Source organism: Nocardia sp. CA-084685 (assembly GCF_050955785.1).
Taxonomy (GTDB): Bacteria; Actinomycetota; Actinomycetes; order Mycobacteriales; family Mycobacteriaceae; genus Nocardia.
Window position 1 is genome coordinate 2,714,033 of record NZ_CP192094.1, and the last position, 17,876, is coordinate 2,731,908.

13 protein-coding genes are annotated in these 17,876 nt (G+C 65.9%); 4 read left to right on the forward strand and 9 right to left on the reverse strand.

Annotation, left to right across the window (positions count from 1 at the left end):
• Positions 1–84: 84 nt before the first annotated feature.
• Positions 85–657 (reverse strand): TetR/AcrR family transcriptional regulator, encoded by a 573-nt coding sequence (locus ACQP2U_RS12225; protein WP_433714758.1) that lies wholly within the window; start codon positions 655–657, stop codon positions 85–87.
• Between the two features lie 48 nt (positions 658–705).
• Positions 706–1,320 carry a class I SAM-dependent methyltransferase gene (locus ACQP2U_RS12230; RefSeq protein WP_433714759.1) on the reverse strand — a complete coding sequence of 205 codons (615 nt, stop codon included), beginning with the start codon at positions 1,318–1,320 and terminating at the stop codon, positions 706–708.
• Between the two features lie 109 nt (positions 1,321–1,429).
• Between ACQP2U_RS12230 and treZ the strand changes: the two genes are divergently transcribed.
• Positions 1,430–3,154 (forward strand): malto-oligosyltrehalose trehalohydrolase, encoded by a 1,725-nt coding sequence (gene treZ, locus ACQP2U_RS12235; protein ID WP_433714760.1) that lies wholly within the window; start codon positions 1,430–1,432, stop codon positions 3,152–3,154.
• A 99-nt stretch (positions 3,155–3,253) separates the two neighbouring features.
• A complete protein-coding gene (locus ACQP2U_RS12240) occupies positions 3,254–4,504 on the forward strand; it encodes a serine hydrolase domain-containing protein (protein WP_433714761.1) in 1,251 nt (416 codons plus the stop codon).
• A gap of 436 nt (positions 4,505–4,940) precedes the next feature.
• On the opposite strand, the gene ilvA is transcribed toward ACQP2U_RS12240, so the two are convergent.
• Together ilvA and ACQP2U_RS12250 are read right to left on the reverse strand one after the other, a co-directional pair.
• Complete coding sequence (gene ilvA, locus ACQP2U_RS12245) at positions 4,941–6,299, reverse strand: threonine ammonia-lyase IlvA (RefSeq protein ID WP_433714762.1); 1,359 nt, start codon at positions 6,297–6,299, stop codon at positions 4,941–4,943.
• Between the two features lie 75 nt (positions 6,300–6,374).
• Complete coding sequence (locus ACQP2U_RS12250; RefSeq protein ID WP_433714763.1) at positions 6,375–6,809, reverse strand: nitroreductase family deazaflavin-dependent oxidoreductase; 435 nt, start codon at positions 6,807–6,809, stop codon at positions 6,375–6,377.
• Between the two features lie 86 nt (positions 6,810–6,895).
• On the opposite strand from ACQP2U_RS12250, the gene ACQP2U_RS12255 reads away from it, so the two are divergent.
• The gene (locus ACQP2U_RS12255) at positions 6,896–7,111 is read left to right on the forward strand and encodes a hypothetical protein (RefSeq protein ID WP_433714764.1); all 216 of its coding nucleotides are present in this window, start codon (positions 6,896–6,898) and stop codon (positions 7,109–7,111) included.
• Between the two features lie 431 nt (positions 7,112–7,542).
• Here ACQP2U_RS12255 and ACQP2U_RS12260 read toward each other — a convergent pair whose 3' ends face one another.
• Positions 7,543–10,236 carry a helix-turn-helix transcriptional regulator gene (locus tag ACQP2U_RS12260; protein ID WP_433714765.1) on the reverse strand — a complete coding sequence of 898 codons (2,694 nt, stop codon included), beginning with the start codon at positions 10,234–10,236 and terminating at the stop codon, positions 7,543–7,545.
• A 344-nt stretch (positions 10,237–10,580) separates the two neighbouring features.
• Here ACQP2U_RS12260 and ACQP2U_RS12265 point away from each other — a divergent pair, with 344 nt between their 5' ends.
• Positions 10,581–11,765, forward strand: a complete 1,185-nt coding sequence (locus ACQP2U_RS12265) for a DUF2235 domain-containing protein (RefSeq protein ID WP_433714766.1) — start codon at positions 10,581–10,583, stop codon at positions 11,763–11,765.
• Here ACQP2U_RS12265 and treY read toward each other — a convergent pair.
• The 4 genes from treY to ACQP2U_RS12285 form a co-directional block, all read right to left on the reverse strand.
• The gene (treY, locus tag ACQP2U_RS12270; RefSeq protein ID WP_433716442.1) at positions 11,751–14,165 is read right to left on the reverse strand and encodes a malto-oligosyltrehalose synthase; all 2,415 of its coding nucleotides are present in this window, start codon (positions 14,163–14,165) and stop codon (positions 11,751–11,753) included. The two genes, ACQP2U_RS12265 and treY, sit on opposite strands and share 15 nt — an antisense overlap.
• A gap of 51 nt (positions 14,166–14,216) precedes the next feature.
• Positions 14,217–16,337, reverse strand: coding sequence for a glycogen debranching protein GlgX (gene glgX / locus ACQP2U_RS12275; RefSeq protein ID WP_433714767.1), 2,121 nt, complete (start codon positions 16,335–16,337; stop codon positions 14,217–14,219).
• Between the two features lie 59 nt (positions 16,338–16,396).
• Positions 16,397–16,564, reverse strand: a complete 168-nt coding sequence (locus ACQP2U_RS12280) for a hypothetical protein (RefSeq protein WP_433714768.1) — start codon at positions 16,562–16,564, stop codon at positions 16,397–16,399.
• A gap of 279 nt (positions 16,565–16,843) precedes the next feature.
• Positions 16,844–17,770, reverse strand: a complete 927-nt coding sequence (locus ACQP2U_RS12285) for a bifunctional helix-turn-helix transcriptional regulator/GNAT family N-acetyltransferase (RefSeq protein ID WP_433714769.1) — start codon at positions 17,768–17,770, stop codon at positions 16,844–16,846.
• Positions 17,771–17,876 lie beyond the last annotated feature (106 nt).

Genomic DNA, 17,876 nt, shown 5'->3' on the forward strand with positions numbered 1-17,876 from the left:
CGCGAACGAATACGTTGCGGCGGTGGCGCTAGTGGGCGGCCGCCTCACCAGATCTGTGAATGTCGGTGGTGGCCGATGTTGGTATCAGAGCACGCACAATGCGGTCGTCGCGATGGCCTCCAGAGTGTCCTTATCGGCTCCTCCGCGCGCCGCGACGCGCATACCGCTGATCGTGGTGATCACGAAATGGGCCAGCGTGCGAGCGTCTTTGCCCGCATCGATCTCGCCGGACCGCTGACCCGCTCGGATAACCGCGGTCAGTGCGTCGAGCCTGCGGTCCAAGTCGGCGCGCAATGTCGCCGCCACAGCTGGATCGCGCGGTGCCAACTCGACCGTCGAGTTGACCACCAGGCAGCCGATGGGGTCGTCGGCCGGTGCGTCGATGGCCTGACGCAATAGCGTCCGGATCTTCGCCCGCGCGGGCAGGTCGCCGTCGAGTACTTCGAAGATCGAGGCGTTCTTGCTGTTCATGTACCGCCGCAGTGCCCGGTCGAACAGTTCGTGCTTACTGGTGAAGGTGTTGTAGATACTGCTGCGGCCCAAACCTGTTGCATCGCAGAGGTCTTGGGTCGAGGTGCCCTCGTAGCCCGTGGACCAGAACGTCCGCATGGCCGCGTCCACCGCCCGGTCCTCGTCGAATGCCCTGGGTCGTGCCATGGGGTCACGCTAGCACGTTATGAACTAATCAGTCCAATATTGGCTAGGCTACGGCGAGACCGCTGTTCCGAGCGAAAGCGCCGCGAGAAACTTGGGTCCGTCCGCGTAGAACTCGTCGAGTTCGCGGATCTCGAATCCGGCGCTCTCGACGGTGCCGCGGATATCGCGATCGAGATTGCAGCCGCCCGCGATCGCCTTCTCGATCGGATTCAACCGGTGCTGCCACGCCTGGACGCCCGGATCCGGCGCGAGCCCGTGTTCGACGAAATGCAGGGTCCCGCCCGGGACGAGCACCCTGCGCACCTCGGCCAGCGCGGCCGCGATATTCGGAATGGTGCACATCGTCCAGGTCGAGAGTGCGGAGTCGAAGCTGTTATCGGCGAATGGCAGCGACTGACCGTCGAGCCCGGCGCGTTCGATCGGCACGGTGGCCTCGGCCAAGCGCTTACCCGCCATACGCCAGCCGAGGTCGGCAGGCTCTACGGCGCTGACCGACTCGACCGCGGCCGGATAGAAGGGGATATTCAGGCCCGATCCGAAGCCGATTTCCATTACGCGCCCGCGCAACCCCGCGCACGCGCGCTCACGCTGCGGATTGTTCATTTTGGCCCCGCAGACCAGATTCACCAGCCGCGGCACGACCTGATCGTTGTAGATGCCCATCCCATCACTCTGTCAGGGTCCGCTCGCCACAGGCAATGGCCAGCTGGCCTTAAAGGGCGCCTTCCGATGCCGACAGGCCGCATGACCGGCGACATGCGATGCTGGCTCGGTGACCTTGTTCGAGGTGTGGGCCCCGCGACCGGAACAGATGCGTATCGAGGTCGATGGCGCCGTACATCCGATGACCAGGTCCGGCGACGGTTGGTGGCGGGCCGAAGTGCTCGCCGTGCCTGGCACGCGCTACGGCTTCCTGCTGGACGACGACCCGACCGTCCTGCCCGACCCGCGCTCGGCGCGCCAGCCCGACGGCGTGCACGGCCGCTCGGCGGTGCACGCCCTCGATCCGGCCGGATGGACCGATGCGCACTGGACCGGTCGCCCGCTGGCGGGTGCGATCATCTACGAACTGCATCTGGGCACCTTCACCCCCGAGGGCACCTTCGACGCCGCCGTCGAGCGCCTGGACCACCTCGTCGAACTCGGCGTAACCATGGTCGAGTTGATGCCGGTCAATGCCTTCGACGGCAGTCACAATTGGGGTTACGACGGTGTGCTCTGGTATGCGGTGCACGAGCCCTACGGCGGACCCGATGGTTTGCAGCGCTTCGTGAATGCCTGCCACGCAAAGGGTTTGGCGGTCGCCCTCGATGTCGTCTACAACCATCTCGGCCCTTCCGGCAACTACCTGCCGCGCTTCGCGCCCTACCTGACCGAGGGGCGCAATACCTGGGGGCAGAGTCTCAATCTCGACGGCCCCGCCTCGGATCCGGTGCGCCGCTTCATCATCGAGAACGCCCTGCGCTGGCTGCGCGATTTCCATATCGACGCACTGCGCCTCGATGCGGTGCACGCACTCGTCGATCGCACCGCCACCCATCTGCTCGCCGAATTGGCCACCGACACCGAATCCCTCGCCGCACATGTGCGTAGGCCGCTGACATTGATCGCGGAGAGTGACCTCAACGATCCGCGGCTCATCACTGCGCCCGCGGCGGGTGGTTACGGCCTGACCGGCCAGTGGAACGACGACCTGCACCACGCGGTGCACACTGCGATGTCCGGTGAACGTCAGGGCTACTATGCCGATTTCGGTTCGCTGCGCTGTCTTGCCCAGACAATGACGCGCGGATTCTTCCACGCCGGAACGTATTCCAGCTTTCGTGGTCGTATCCACGGCCGTCCGATCGACACTCGACTCATCCCGGCGAGCGCCTTGCTCGCCTACACCTGCACCCATGATCAGATCGGCAACAGGGCGATCGGTGACCGTCCCAGCGCCTACCTGACCGACGGACAGTTGGCGATCAAGGCCGCGTTGGTGCTGTTCTCGGCATACACGCCCATGCTGTTCATGGGAGAGGAGTGGGGCGCGCGCACCCCGTTCCAGTTCTTCACCTCGCATACCGATCCGGTGATCGCGGCCGCCACCGCCACCGGCCGCAAGGAGGAATTCGCCGAACACGGCTGGGACAGTGACGAGATTCCGGACCCGCAGGACCCCGAAACGTTCCTCCGATCCAAGCTGGATTGGTCGGAACTCGAAGTGGATCGCCACGCGCGGCTGCTGTCCTGTTATAGAAAGCTGATCGGTTTGCGACGCGAGCGGCCCGAAATAACGGACCCGTGGCTCACCCATCTATCTGTCGACTTCGACGAGAATGCCCGCTGGATCGCCGTGCGCCGCGGCTCGCTGATTTTGCTATGTAATCTCGCCGAAGACCAGGTCAGCGTGCCTATTGTTGGTCTTTCGCTGCTGTCGTGGGAGCCCGCGACCGAAGGCGTTTCCGCGACGGAGATACCCGGCCATTCGTTCGTGATACTCGCGGGCGCATAGTCGAACCCCAGGTCGGACCGCGGTGGCCGAAAACCCGCTGAATGTTACTGTCCGAGACACAATATTGCCGAGTGTGACCAGCGCCATTACCTTGGGAATATGAGCAACGTGGCTTCACCCGGGGATCTAGCGAATCTCCCCGATGGGATGGGTGGCAGCGCCGCCGCCGAATTCGCACCATTGGTACGCGCATTCGCGAAGGTCTTCGGGCGCCGTCGGGGGGCGGGCGGCGCGTTGGCCGTACATCTGCACGGTGAGCCGCTGGTCGATATCTGGACCGGCAGCGCGGGTGACAAGCCATGGAGCCACGACACCGGCGCGATCATCTTCTCCGCCACCAAGGGCATCACCGCGACGGTCATCCACCGGCTGGCCGATCGCGGTCTGCTCGACTATGAAGCGCCGATGGCCGAGTATTGGCCGGAGTTCGGCCAGAACGGCAAGGGCGGTATCACCATTCGCCAGGTGATGACGCACAGTGCCGGACTCGGTGGCCTCAATCCGATCGCGGCCGGACTAGAGGATGTGCTCGACCATCAACTGATGGAGCAGCGTCTAGCCGCCGCGAAACCCGATCGTCTGCTCGGCACCCCGGCCTATCACGCACTCACCTTCGGTTGGCTACTGGCCGGATTGGCCCGCGCGATTACCGGACAGGGGCTGGCGGAGCTGTTCCGCACCGAGGTCGCCGAGCCGCTCGGCATCGACGGACTGCACCTGGGCAGGCCGTCCGCGCAATCGTCGACCGCCTATGCGCCACTGGCTGGTTCCCAGCTGAGCCTGATCGGAAAGCCGGTCAGCACAAGAGTTTTGGGGCGCAGCTACGGTCTGCCCGGTGCGTTCGGTGCGGCCGCGCGCTGCCTGTTCCTGCCCGGATTGGAGACCATACTGGAGGGCGAACTCCCGCGGATCCTCGATACCGAACTCGGTGCGGGCAATGGCGTCTGCACCGCGCCCGCCCTGGCCACCATGTACGGCGCGCTGGCCAACGGCGGTGTGGCGGGCGGCGTACCGTACCTGTCGCCACAAACCATCAAGGCACTCAGCCGAATTCGGAGCTACCGGCTCGACCGCGCCCTGTTCTATGCCCCTATGCTCTGGCGCCTCGGTTACCATTCCCTGCCGATGCCGGGTGCATACGGCGGCTTCGGTCATATCGGCCTCGGCGGCTGCTTCGGCTGGGCCGAGCCTCGCCTCGGCCTCTCCGTCGGATTCGTGCACAACCGCCTATCGGCCGCGCAGCTGAGCTTCGACCAGGCCGCGGCGGGTTGGCTGTTGCCGATGGTCATGACGGGCCTGCGCGCTACCCGTCGGATGGCTCCGGTGATCGAGACGCCTGAAGCCGCGTAATCCACGATCCGCCAGCAGTTGAGCTTCGACCAGGCCGCGGCCGGTTGGCTGTTGCCGATGGTCATGACGGGCCTGCGCGCTACCCGTCGGATGGCTCCGGTGATCGAGACGCCTGAAGCCGCGTAATCCACGATCCGCCAGCAGCTGAGCTTCGACCAGGCCGCGGCCGGTTGGCTGTTGCCGATGGTCATGACGGGCCCTACGTGCTACCCGCCGGATGGCTCCCGTGATCGAGACGCCTGAAGCCGCGTAATCCACGATCCGCCAGCACTTGCCAGCGCCGGGATTTCGCGGCTGGCACTGGCTATTCTCTCGGCACTGTGATTCTGCCTATGGGCGATTCCGGCGGTCGTTCGAGGGTTCCGGATGGCTGGAATTCTGCACAAACCGGCCGCGCGGACAGCGTCTGCGCGGCCGGTTCGGATCGGGGCGGCGCTCAGGTGAGGTAGCGGTAGGCCGGGGAATCGGGTTCCAACCGCTCGCACTGGATCGGTGACTCTTCCATCCGCTGCAGCAGTGCGCCGAGTCCCTCCCGCGCACCGAGTTCGATACCGACCAGCGCGGCGCCGGTTTCCCGGTTATTGCGCTTGACGTATTCGAACAGGGTGATGTCGTCGTCGGGACCGAGCACCTCGTTGAGGAAGCGCCGCAGTGCGCCCGGCTCCTGCGGGAAATCCACCAGGAAGTAGTGCTTGAGACCGCGGTGCACCAGCGAGCGCTCGATGATCTCGCCGTAGCGGGACACATCGTTATTGCCACCGGAGACCAGGCACACCACCGTCGAACCGGGTTCGATGGCGATTTCGGCCAGAGCCGTCGCCGACAGCGCGCCCGCGGGTTCGGCGATGATGCCCTCGTTCTGGTACAGCTCGAGCATGGTGGTGCAGATCGCGCCCTCGTCGACCTGCATCATACGGAAAGCGCCCGCGCCCCTTGGTGATTCGGTCGCGGTCAGCAGCGGCAGCGACCCGTGCGAGACCACCCGGCTGCCGAATCCGGCGACCGCCGCATAGGGCAGCTGGCCGATCCGGCGCACCGCGGCGCCGTCGACGAACGGATCGATCTCCGGCAGCGTCACCGGGCCGCCTGCGACCAGTGCGGCCGTCATGGAGGCCGCACCCGCCGGTTCCACACCGAGGATGCCGGTGCTCGGCGAGCGCTCGCGCAGGTAGGTGCCGATGCCGGCCAGACAACCACCGCCGCCGACCGGGATCACCACCAGATCGGGGGTCCTGCCGCCGAGCTGTTCCAGGAATTCGGGCGCGATGGTGCCCTGTCCCGCCGCGGTGCGCGCATCGTCGAACGGCGGCACCATAGTCGCGCCGGTGCGCTCGACGTCCTCGACGGCGGCCGCGGCGGCGGCGTCATAGGTTTCCCCGATCGCGATCAGCTCGACGAACTCGCCACCGTGCACCCGGATGCGGTCGCGCTTCTGCTTCGGCGTGGTGGTCGGCACGTAGATGCGGACCTTGATCCCCATCGCATTGCAGGCGAAGGCCACGCCCTGGGCATGATTACCGGCGCTGGCCGCGACCACGCCTGCGGCCCGCTCGGAATCGTTGAGCTGCACGATCAGGTTGTAGGCGCCGCGCAGCTTGTAGGAGCGCACGGCGGTGAGGTCTTCGCGCTTGAGGTAGACCTGCGCTCCGGTCAGCGCGGATAGCCGGGGACTGTGCTGCAGCGGGGTGGGCTCGATAATGTCGGCAATTCGCTTGGCGGCGGCGTCGATCTCGTCCGCGGTCAGCGCGGGACGAGAGGTGGACTGGTCGTCGAGAAGCTCGAGCGGCTTGGACACGCGAGTTATGGTGCCACCCGCCGCGTCGGGCGGACGCGTCGGGTGGGCTTCGGACGAACGGTTTCCCGGCCGGAGCTACTGCGGAGTCAGGACGAAAACCGGAATCTCACGGGTCGTCTTGGTCTGGTAGTTCGCGTAATCGGGCCAGACCTCGACCGCCCGCGCCCACCACAGCGCCTTCTCCTCGCCGAAGACCTCGCGCGCGGTGTAGTCCTTGGTCACGGTGCCGTCACGCAGCTCGACATGCGGCTCCGCCTTGATATTCCAGTACCAGACGGGATGCTTCGGTGCGCCGCCCAGTGAGGCGACGACCGCGTACTCCCCGTCGTGCTCGACCCGCATGAGCGCGGTCTTGCGCAGCAGCCCGGTCTTCGCGCCCTTGGTGGTCAGGACGATGACGGGCTTGCCCTGCAAGGTCAGGCCCTCGGTGCCGCCGGAATTCTCGATCAGCTCCACCTGCTCACGGGCCCAATCGGATGTGCTCGGTGCGTACTCACCTGTCAATGGCATGACAACCGCAACACCGCGGAGCCCACCTGTGTTCCCGCCGCAAATGTTGGGTGCTCCGAACTTCCCGATCCGTGTACCCTGACAACATGGCAGTGGTCCCCCTCCCGGCCCGCCGCACGGTGATCGATATCGCTGGCAGCGCGTGGCCGATATACAAACTCGAGGCGATCGCCCTCGCTCTGGTCATCTGCCTGCTCCTCGCGCTGATCATCGGGTCGCTGCAGATCGCGGTCCTGGTCGCCGCCGGGGTCGGAACCGGCCGCTGGGTCTTCGGGCACGTCGGCGCGCACCGCCGGGCGTAGACAGTGCGCACTTTGCCGTCGAGCTGAGGTGTGTGGCGCTTGGCGGCCGAGCTGAGCGAGGTGAGGTGAGTGGCTCTTACCCAAATAGTTGTTCGAAACCAATTCGACTCCCCTCGACAAAGTACGCCCAAACGCAACCACAGCCAGTCCACACGCTGGAAGCCGCAGGCCAGTACACCTGACTGCGGAAGGTAAGCCGGGTACGGCACCCAACGCACCCCACCATCACCCCGGCAAAACCACAGGCCGCCAAACCACCCCAGGCACCGAACCCGATGAGTCGGTGCCCAACCACACACCCCACCGCAGCCCCCACCAACCAACAGTCAGCCTGGGCCACGGACGGCAACCCCATTTCAAGATCAGGTGGAATCTATGGCGGCATCGACCGAGAAGCCCCGCCACCAGTGCCACTTGATCTTGATCGAGGCTCAGGCGAGGTCGAGGGGGAGGGTGGGGAGTTCGGTGCGGGAGAGGACGCCGAGTTTGGGGTAGGCCTTGTAGAGGTGGTGGCCTACGGTGCGGGGGCTGAGGAATAGTTGGGCGGCGATGTCGCGGTTGGACATGCCCTGGGCGGCGAGGCGGACGATCTGGAGTTCCTGCGGGGTGAGGCGGGCGAGGATACCGGTGGTGGGGCGGCTTGTGGTGCCGACGCCGAGGGCGGCCAGTTCGGTGCGGGTGCGGTCGGCCCATGGCGTTGCGTCGAGGCGGTCGAAGGTTTCCATGGCGGGTTGGAGTTGGTTGCGTGCCTCGGACTTTCGACGGTTGCGGCGTAGCCATTCACCGAAAAGCAATTGGGTTCTGGCGTGTTCGAAGGGACGTCCGCCGCGGTCGAGTGCGGCTTGAAAGTGGGCCTGCGCCTTGGCTTCCGGGCCGGTCAATGCCAGACAGCGCTCGACGAGCGCGCTGACCCACTCCTGTCGCGAGGCCGTGGCCCAGCCGCGAAGTCGGTCCAGTGCGTCACCCGCTCGCTCCGGGCTGCCTATGCGCACCGCCGCCTCGATCAGGTCCGGTAGCGCGCGCAGACCGATTACGTGGTGGCGGGCGGGTTCCACGGTCAGCGGTTCCAACCGGGACAGTGCGCTGTCCACCTTCCCGAGCCCGAGATCGAGCACGCCGAGCGCCGCCAGCGTCCACGGTGCTCCTGGCGCGGCCGCACCACCGAGTTCTTCGGCAAGGGCACGGTCGACCAACTCGCGGCATTCCTGTTCGCGCCCCTCCAATGCCGCCAGATAGGCGAGGTAGCTCGACATCTGGCTGATCCAATGCTGCTGCCCGATATCCTCGGCGATCCGCAGCCCTTCGAGCGCGGCGATGCGACCCTCGCGTGGTCGGCCGAGGAACAGTTCGGTCTCGGCGCGGAAGAACAGCAGTGTCGGCAGCAACCCGATGCGGCCCTGGTCGCGGCATTCGGCAATGAGGGTCTGCGCCAGCTCCGCGGCCTGCTCGTCCTGCCCGACGACCAGCCCGACGCCGCACATCTGCACTAGATCGCGTGGGCTATCCGCACCGTTGCGGCGGGCGGCGGCGGCCGCGTCGCGCAAATGGATGCTGAACCGCCCGTCGATGCCCGCGACCGTGTAGCGAGCGATGGGTGTCATCGGTTCGGCATCGGGTAGGTCCAAAGCATTGATATGCGCGGCGATCTCCGCCAGTTCCGATGCGCCGAGGTACCAGGCCGTGTGCACCCCCTGCATGAGGATGCGCGCGGCACGCGCCGTATCGTCGGTGCGCACCAGATCGGCTCCCGCGAGCAGCAGCTGATGCGCCGAGAGTGGTTTGCCAGCACCGAACTCCGCGGTGGCGCGAACCAGATCCAGTCGGGCCGCCAGCATTCGGTCGGTGCTCAATCCGGCTGCGCGGTCGGCTAGTCGGCTCGCACGTTCCAATTGTCCCGCCTCACTGGCGGTTTCGGCAGCCGCCACCAGCCGCCGGACACGAGCGATGGCGTCGGTACTCAAGCCCGCGGCGCGCTCGTAGGCGGCCACGGCACCGGAATAGCCGCTGCGCCGCCGCGCCCGATCGGCGGTGTCCTCGAGCGCAGCGGCGGTAGCCTCATCGGGCCCGGTCGCCGCCGAGGCCAGATGCCAGGCGCGCAGGTCGGCGTTCTCGGGTTCGGTCAGTGCCGCGGCGAGGGCGGCATGCGCGGCGAGCCGCTGTGTCAGCGGCGCACCCTGGTAGACGGCCGAGCGCAGCAGGGGGTGCCGGAAATTCACGCTCACGCCATCGCTACCGACCAACCCGGCATCCGCGGCGGCTTGCAAGTCCGGCAGCCGCGCCCCGAGCTCGTCGGCTGCACGCAGCAGCGTGGTGAGGTCGTTGGTGCCCGCCGCGGCGGCAATCAGGAGCAATGTCCGGGTCGCCGCGGGCAGCCTGGTCACTTGGCCGTGAAATGCCACCTGGAGCCGCTGGGTCAGCGGCAGTGGATTCGGCCCGCTGGACTCGGTGCGCTCGGCCGCCAATACCGCGGGCAACTCCAGCAGCGCGAGCGGATTGCCACCCGCCTCGGCGAGCAACCGGTACCTCACGGCGGGCGAAAGATCCGGACCACGACTGTCCACCAGCGCGGCCGCCGACTCTGGTGCCAGGCCGGTCAGCGTGAGTTCGGGCAGGCCGGGTGCGGGAAAATCCTGCTCGCCGGTGCGCGTCGCGAAGATGATCACCACGCCCTCGGCATCGAGGCGCCGCGCCGCGAACAGCAGCGTTTCCGCCGTCGCCCGATCCAGCCAGTGCGCGTCGTCGATCAAACACAGCAGCGGTCCGTCGGCGGCCTCCTCGGCCAGCAGTGACAGCACCGCCAAACCGATCAACATCCGATCCGCCGGATCGTGCCGCGACAGACCGAACGCCCCGCGCAGCGCATCCCGCTGTGGTGCGGGCAACCCGTCCACCAGCGCCATCCCCGGCTTGATCAGCAGGTGCAGCCCCGCGAACGGCAACTCCGCCTCGGACTCGATTCCAGCACTGCGCACCGCCGGAATACCCTGCGCCGCCGCATAATCCAACAGCGCGGTCTTTCCGATCCCCGGCTCACCGCGCACTACGAGCGACCCGCTGCGCCCCGCACGAGCCGCCTCGAGAAGCCGATCGATCCGAGCTTGTTCGACTTCTCTTCCGTGCAGCATCTACTGACCGTAACCGCCGACCGAACCCGAGGGACCGACACCCGTTTTGTCGACGTTGCGATGGGATCCGCACCGGCTCGGGTCATCGTGGTTGCACCGCCTGAGGACTTCGCTTCGCAATCGGCGGCAACATCATCGGCAACAGGGGATGAGACCATCGAGCGCACTCCGCTGTTGAATATGGTCGGCAGTTGTAGCTGCGACAGGTACGCGCGAAAATCCCGTTCGGCGCTGTCTTTTCCGTTGAAAGACAACATTTTCATTAACATTTCCCGCCGACGCCTCGATGATTCGAGTAGTCGAGTACGCAGGTTTCGACGGTAATCGGGGCGGAGGATTTACCCATGAAACGACTGGTGGTCTGCTGCGACGGCACCTGGAAGGCCGAATCAAGCAGCACGGTATCGAATATCATCAAGATCGCGCAGACGATCCGGTACGAGGCGTCGGGACCGTCGGGGGAACCGATTCAGCAGTGGGTCAGCTATGTATCGGGGCCGGGTGCCCGCGGCTTCCTGGCCGACCGCCTGATGGGTGGTGCGTTCGGACTCGGCCTCGAGGCGAATCTGTCCTCGGCGTACTGGCATCTGGCACTGAATTGGCAACCGGGGGATGAGATCTACATCTTCGGTTTCAGCCGCGGTGCGTTCACCGCGCGTAGTCTGGCCGGTCTGATCGGGCGTATCGGGATCATGACGCCCGATGCGATGATCGAGGGAAAGTACCCGGACGCCTTGCGGATTCACCATCAGCCCGCGCCGCCGCGGACACCGGAGAATCCGGATCCGAAGGAGCCGCAGGAGTGGATCGACTTCCGCAAGCGGAACTGCTGGGATGCTCCGGCCAAGATCGACTTCATCGGCGTCTTCGACACCGTTGGCGCACTCGGCGTACCCGGACTGACCTCGCTGCGGCACCGGTTCCACGATGTGAAGCTCGGACGCAATGTTTACTGCGCGCGACAGGCACTGGCCCTCGATGAGCGGCGTCGCAATTTCGAACCGTGCCTCTGGGAGGTGCCGATCGAGCCGGATGTGAAGTACTCCCGAGACTACGACCGGGTGAAGCAGGTCTGGTTCGAGGGCGTGCACAGCGATATCGGCGGCGGCTACCAGGAGTGCGGACTCTCCGATATCACGCTGCGCTGGATGGTCGAACAGGCCGAGGCGGTCGGGCTCGTCTTCGACCGCGACCGGCTGGAGGGGCTGTCCCAGCGGTGCGCGGCCTCGGGCGCGAAGCATATGGAATTGCATCGCTCGCTCGGCCTCGGATACCGAATCCTCAATGTGCTGCGCACCATTCGCCAGCCGCGCAACCCGCGGTTCTACTGGGACTCCTGGCGGCGGCTGTACACCGACGGGGACCGCGGCGTGCGCCTGGCTTCCACCGTGCACGACGCCACCGACTACCGACCCGCGAATCTCGCGCGCTGGCTGAAGGACAACGACGGAATAGTGCCCGAGACGCTGATCGAGAAAACCGGCACGGTCACGGCCATCACATCGGAGGAGTCCTCAGCGCACCAGTAGCGCCACCGGCAGCCGGGCGAAGAGCTTTTCCAATCGGGCCCGGCCCTGGAACGTGTGGCCGGTCAGCCGGTCGGTCCAACTGCCCTGCGGCAGTTCCAAAGTGGTATCGCCCCATCCGATTTCGGCCAAGCCGAGGCTGTGCCGGGTGGCGGCCACGATCACCTCGGGCGTCTCACCGGCCCGGCCGCGCGCGTAGGCGACCAGTCTGCTCTCCTGCTCGCCCGTGGCGAACAGCGGCAGATAGGTGCCGCCGACGAAACAGTCCGGACGTTCGCGACGCAACCACAGCGCATAGGCGACAATCCACATCTTCGCCGCGCCGGTGGTATCCAGAGCCGGTGTGCCGGTCAGTGATTGCAGCAGTCCCGCACGGGCCGCGAAGTCCACCGGGCGGCGGTTGTCCGGATCGACGAGCGTGTCCTCCCAGAGCTCGCAGCCCTGATAGATATCGGGAATTCCGGGACCGCACAGCTGCAGCAACTTCTGTGACAGCGAATCCGACCAGGCGTGCGGAGCGAGTTCGTGTACCAGATCACCGATTTCGGAGCCCACCGGGCCGTCGATCACCGCATCCAGCCACCCGTGCACCTTCGTCTCGAATTCGGCATCCGGCTCCTCCCATGAGGTATGGACACCCGCCTCGCGAATCGCCTTCTCCGCGAACAGATGCAGTCGCTCGCGCAGTCCGGCCACCGAGGAGGCCGGACGGCCGTCGGCGGGCCAGACGCCGAACATGTTCTGCAACAGGAACAAGGTCGTCGCACCGTCGGGACCCGGGGTGATTTTCTGCCAGGATTCGACGGCACGCGCCCAGGTCTCCGCGGCCTGGGACAGCACGCCGATCCGGGCCCGCACATCCTCACCGCGTTTGGTGTCGTGTGTCGACAGTGTGGTCATGGTGGCGGGCCAGCGTTGTGCGCGTTCGCTATTGGAGAGGTGGAATTCGTTGAGCGAATGGCCGAATCTGGCCGGATTGCCGCCCACCTCCTGCAGCGATACCAGCCGAGCGGCCTGATAGAACATGGTGTCCTCGACGGCCTTGGCGGTGATCGCACCGCAGACCTGACTGAATCGAACCGCCGCCTCGCCGTCGGATGCCAGCGCCGCCACCAGCACGCTCAACGGCACGGTCAGTTCACTATTGCGTTTCTCCACCTCGGCGACCACCGCGCCGGTCATACCGGCCAGCGGCGTGTAATCCACTCGGTACACCGGCATGAAGGCAAGCACCTCGATGGTGGCATTGGTCAATGCCATGGTGTCGAAGCTTTCGGCATGCGCGTCGCGTTTGATCGCGGCGACCAGGCGCCGGATCTCCGGGGCCAGAATGTTCTCCGCCACCGCGCGCTTGATGCGGTGTTCGGTCTCGCCGATCCAGGCGCGGTCGCTGCCGTGTCCGGCGAGTTTGCGCGACAGTTCGGTCAGCGTCTGTTCGCCGTCCGGGTCGATCAGTACGCCGCCGTAGTCGGACAGGGCGTCGTAACCGGTGGTGCCGTCGACCGGCAGCGTCGCATCCAGCGGTTCGCGGTTGGCGAGGATCTTTTCCACAAGTAGTAGCCGGTGCGGGCCGATGAGCCGACGCAGCTTCGTCAAATACGCGGTGGGATAGGACAACCCGTCCGGATGGTCGACTCGCACGCCGTCGATCAGATCGTGTTCGCACCACGCGGCCAGCTCGCGGTGGGTGATCTCGAAGACCTCGGGATCCTCCTGGCGTACCGCGGCCAGGCTGCTGACCGCGAAAAATCGCCGGTAAGTGCACAGCCCGGCCTTCCAGCTGACCAGCCGGTAGTGCTGTTTATCGTGGATGCGAAGCGCATTGTCGCCGTCGGTGCCCGCCGCGATGGGAAAGCGCAGATCGTGCAGTGCCAGCATCGGTTCCGAACCGGACCGGTCCACCGTCAGTGCGGCCGGATCGTTTTCACTCTGCAGCACCGGCAGCGCCAGCCGACCGCCCGCGCCATTGCCCGCGCTCCAGTCGATATCGAAAAAATGCGCGAACTGCGATTCGCGGCCGTTGCGCAGCACATCCCACCACCACGGGTTCTGCCGCGGATCGGCCACACCGACGTGGTTGGGCACCAGATCGACGATCAAACCCATACCGCGGCTGCGCACTTCGTCCGCGAGCGCTTTGAGTCCGGCCGGGCCGCCGAGGCCCGCCGAAACCGTGGTGGGATCGGTGACGTCGTAACCGTGCGTCGAACCGATCGTCGCGGTGAGAATCGGTGACAGGTACAGATGCGAAATCCCCAGCTGCTGTAAGTATTCCGCGATCGCGCGGGCCTCGGTGAAGGTCAACGCGTCCGGGCGCAGCTGGAGTCGGTAGGTGCTGCGGACCGTTGTCTGCCTGGCTGGGGTGCGGCCGCGGGAGATGGGATCGGTGTGGTGGGTCTGCATATCGGACTTGCGCGTCTCGATCTTCGGTGTATCGGTCATGGGAGGTTTCGGTTATGCGGGGCAGTTGAGGACTAGCAGACAGCGGGCGGGAATGGCGATGGTGCTCCCCGCCGGATAGGTGGTATCGGCGCCGCCGTCGGGTACCGAACAATCCAGTGCGACAGTCCATTGCGCGCCGTAGTCGGAGTTCGGCAGCGCGAAGTCCAAGCCGCTGTCGTGGGCGTTGAAGCACAGCAGGAACGAATCGTCGGTAATGCGCTCGCCGCGCGGGCCGGGTTCGTTGATGCCGAGGCCGTTGAGGTATACCGTCAGCGACTTGCCGAAACCGCTGTCCCAGTCCGCGGGGGTCATTTCCTCACCCGCAGGTGTGAGCCATGCGATATCGCGGGCATGATCTTTCGAGCGGATCGGCCGACCCGCGAGGAAGCGGCGGCGTCGGAATATCGGGTGCGCGGTGCGCAGTGCGATCACCCGCTTGGTGAATTCGAACAGGTCCGAATTCGTCTGCATCAGCGACCAGTCCATCCAGGCCAGCGGTGAATCCTGGCAGTAGACATTGTTATTGCCGTGCTGGGTGCGGCCCATCTCGTCACCGTGCGCGAGCATCGGGGTGCCCTGACTGAGCACCAGCGTGGCCAGCAGATTGCGACTCTGCTTGGCGCGCACTGCGAGTATCTCGGGGTCGTCGGTAGGTCCCTCCACCCCGCAGTTCCACGAGCGGTTGTAGCTCTCGCCGTCGCGATTGCCCTCCCCGTTGGCCTGGTTGTGTTTGTCGTTGTAGGACACCAGATCCCGCAGGGTGAAGCCGTCGTGCGCGGTGATGAAGTTGATGCTCGCGCTCGGCCTGCGCCCGGTGGCCTCGTACAGGTCCGAGGATCCGGTGAGCCGGGAGGCGAATTCGCCGAGGGTGGCTGGTTCACCGCGCCAGTAGTCGCGCACGGTGTCGCGGTACTTACCATTCCATTCGGTCCACTGGCCAGGGAAGTTGCCGACCTGGTAGCCGCCCTCGCCGACATCCCACGGCTCCGCGATGAGCTTCACCTGGCTGACCACCGGATCCTGTTGCACCAGATCGAAGAAGGTGGACAGCCGGTCGACATCGTGCAGTTCCCGGGCCAGCGTGGCGGCGAGGTCGAAGCGGAAGCCGTCGACGTGCATATCCAGGATCCAGTACCGCAGCGAGTCCATGATCAGCTGCAGCGTATGCGGATGGCGCACGTTCAGGCTGTTACCGGTGCCGGTGTAGTCCATGTAGTGCGATGGGTCCTCGTCGACCAGGCGATAGTAGGCGGCATTGTCGATACCGCGGAAGGCCAGGGTCGGCCCGAGGTGATTGCCCTCGCCGGTGTGGTTGTAGACGACATCGAGGATCACCTCGATGCCCTCGGCATGCAATGCCCGCACCATGGCCTTGAATTCGGTCACCGCGGCACCGCCGCGCGGACTGGCCGCGTATTCGTTGTGCGGCGCGAGATAGCCGAAGCTGTTGTAGCCCCAGTAGTTTCGCAGGCCCTGATCCAAAAGGACACGGTCGTGCAGGAATTGGTGTACCGGCATCAGCTCGATCGCGGTGATGCCGAGTTCCTTCAGATGTTCCACGATCGCCGGATGCGCGATCCCCGCGTAAGTGCCGCGCAATTCCTCCGGAATACCCGGGTGGGTCATCGTCATGCCCTTGACGTGCGCCTCGTAGATGACCGTTTCGTGGTAGGGCCGATTCGGTGGACGGTCGGCGCCCCAGTCGAAGAACGGGTTGATCACCACGCCGGTCATGGTGTGCCCCAGCGAATCCTGGCCGTAGGTGTAGAGCGAGGAGTCGTTGTCGAATTCGCCGTCGAAGGCCTTGCCGTAGGGATCGAGCAGCAATTTACTTGGATCACAACGCAAGCCGTGCTCCGGATCGTAGGGTCCGTGTACTCGGAAGCCGTAGCGCTGGCCCGGTCCGATGGTCGGGAGATAGGCGTGCCAGACGTAGGTGTCGACCTCTTCCAGCGGCACTCTGGTTTCGGTGCCGTCCCTGGCGATAAGGCACAACTCGACCGCGTCGGCAACCTCGGAGAACACCGAGAAATTGGTGCCTGCGCCGTCGTAGGTCGCGCCCAGTGGGTAGGCGGTTCCGGGCCAGACACCGAGGGGTGTCACCTCACCGGGCGCTGCGTCGGGCTGAGCCATGTCAACGACACTAGCGCCAGCCGTGACGCGCTCGGTGCGGGTGGTTGCGGCCGGGCGAGTCAGTCCTGGTCGGCGCCGGTTTCGAGCCAGCGCCGCCGATAGCCGATCCGGGTGGCCAGCCGCGCGAGTGCGCCGAATACCGCATGCCGCAGCCAGACCGGGATGCCCGCGATACAGCCGTCCTGGTAATCCCACAGCAATGCCAGCGCCGGCGGGTCTAGTGACATCCGGGAGCATGCGCGGCGTCGAGGGTATGCCAGGGCTGGAACATTTCCCAGTGCCGCGGCGGTGGGCGGATTTCGTGATCGAAGACGGTGTCGGGCGGCTGCGGGGTCGGCGGCCACGGCTCGTGGTGCTGACGGCCGAGAGACGTGCGGCGCTCGACGTGGCGGCGAAGCGGATCAGCCGGATCGAGCAGAAGCTCGTGGACAGTCTGGGCGAGCCGGGGGGTGACCGAGCTGCGGCAATCGCTGAGTCGAGTGCACGAGGTGCCGCTCGACCGAGTTTCACCGCTGCAGCGTCAGTCGCCAGGTCTGGCCCACCAGATCGTGGCCGAAGCTGTGATGCGGATTCGACTCCACGAGTTCGAAACCCGCGCGCTGATAGATATGCCGCGCCGAGGTGAGGATGTCATTGGTCCACAGCACCATGTCGCGGTAGCCGACCTCGGTGGCGAATCGCACGCAGCGCTCGACCAGTGCGGAGCCGACGCCTAGGCCGCGCGCGGTCGGCTCGACGAGCAGTAGCCGCAGTCGGGCCGTGGTCTCGCTCTCCGCGACACAGAAGACGCAGCCCACCGGCTCGCCGTCGTATTCGGCGATCCAGGCGTGTTCGCGGCGCTCGTCGTGGTCGTCCAGATAATCCGCGACAATGCGGGCCACGAGTGCCTCGTAGCTGGCTTCCCACCCGTATTCGGCGGCGTAGAGCGCGGCATTGCGCTGAATGACCCAGCCGTAGTCGCCGGGTTTCGGGGCGCGCAGCACCAATTCGCCGGGGACTTGTCCGTCGAGAATGCGCTGGATGGTGCGCATGGAGGTGATCAGGCGCGCGCGGTCGGCCGGTTTGTGCGCATTGAGCAGATAGCCGATTTCGGCACTGGAGCGCTGATTGAGCACGGCGAAGACCTCCTTGCCGCGTTCGGTCAGTCGGACCTCTTGGCGGCGACCGTCGCTTTCGCAGCGATTGCGCTGGACCAGTCCGTCCTTTTCGAAGCGGGCCAGGATGCGGCTCAGATAGCCGGGGTCGAGGTCGAGTTTGCGTCGCAGCGTGACGACCTCGCTCGCGCCGGAATTGGCCAATTCGAACATGATTCGCGCTTCGGTGAGTGAGTATTCGCTGTCCAGCAGGCCTTCGCGCAGTACCCCGATGACCCGGGTGTAGCGGCGGTTGAATTCGCGCACGGCGTCGATATCGGCGGCGGCAACGGTGGTCACGGCGGCTCCCAATCTTTGACTGAGTCAAAGGATACGTCGGAACGGTCGCACTGGTGCGGAATTTCACTGGATATCGTGGGTGCGCAGCTCGAGTGGTAACTTGAAC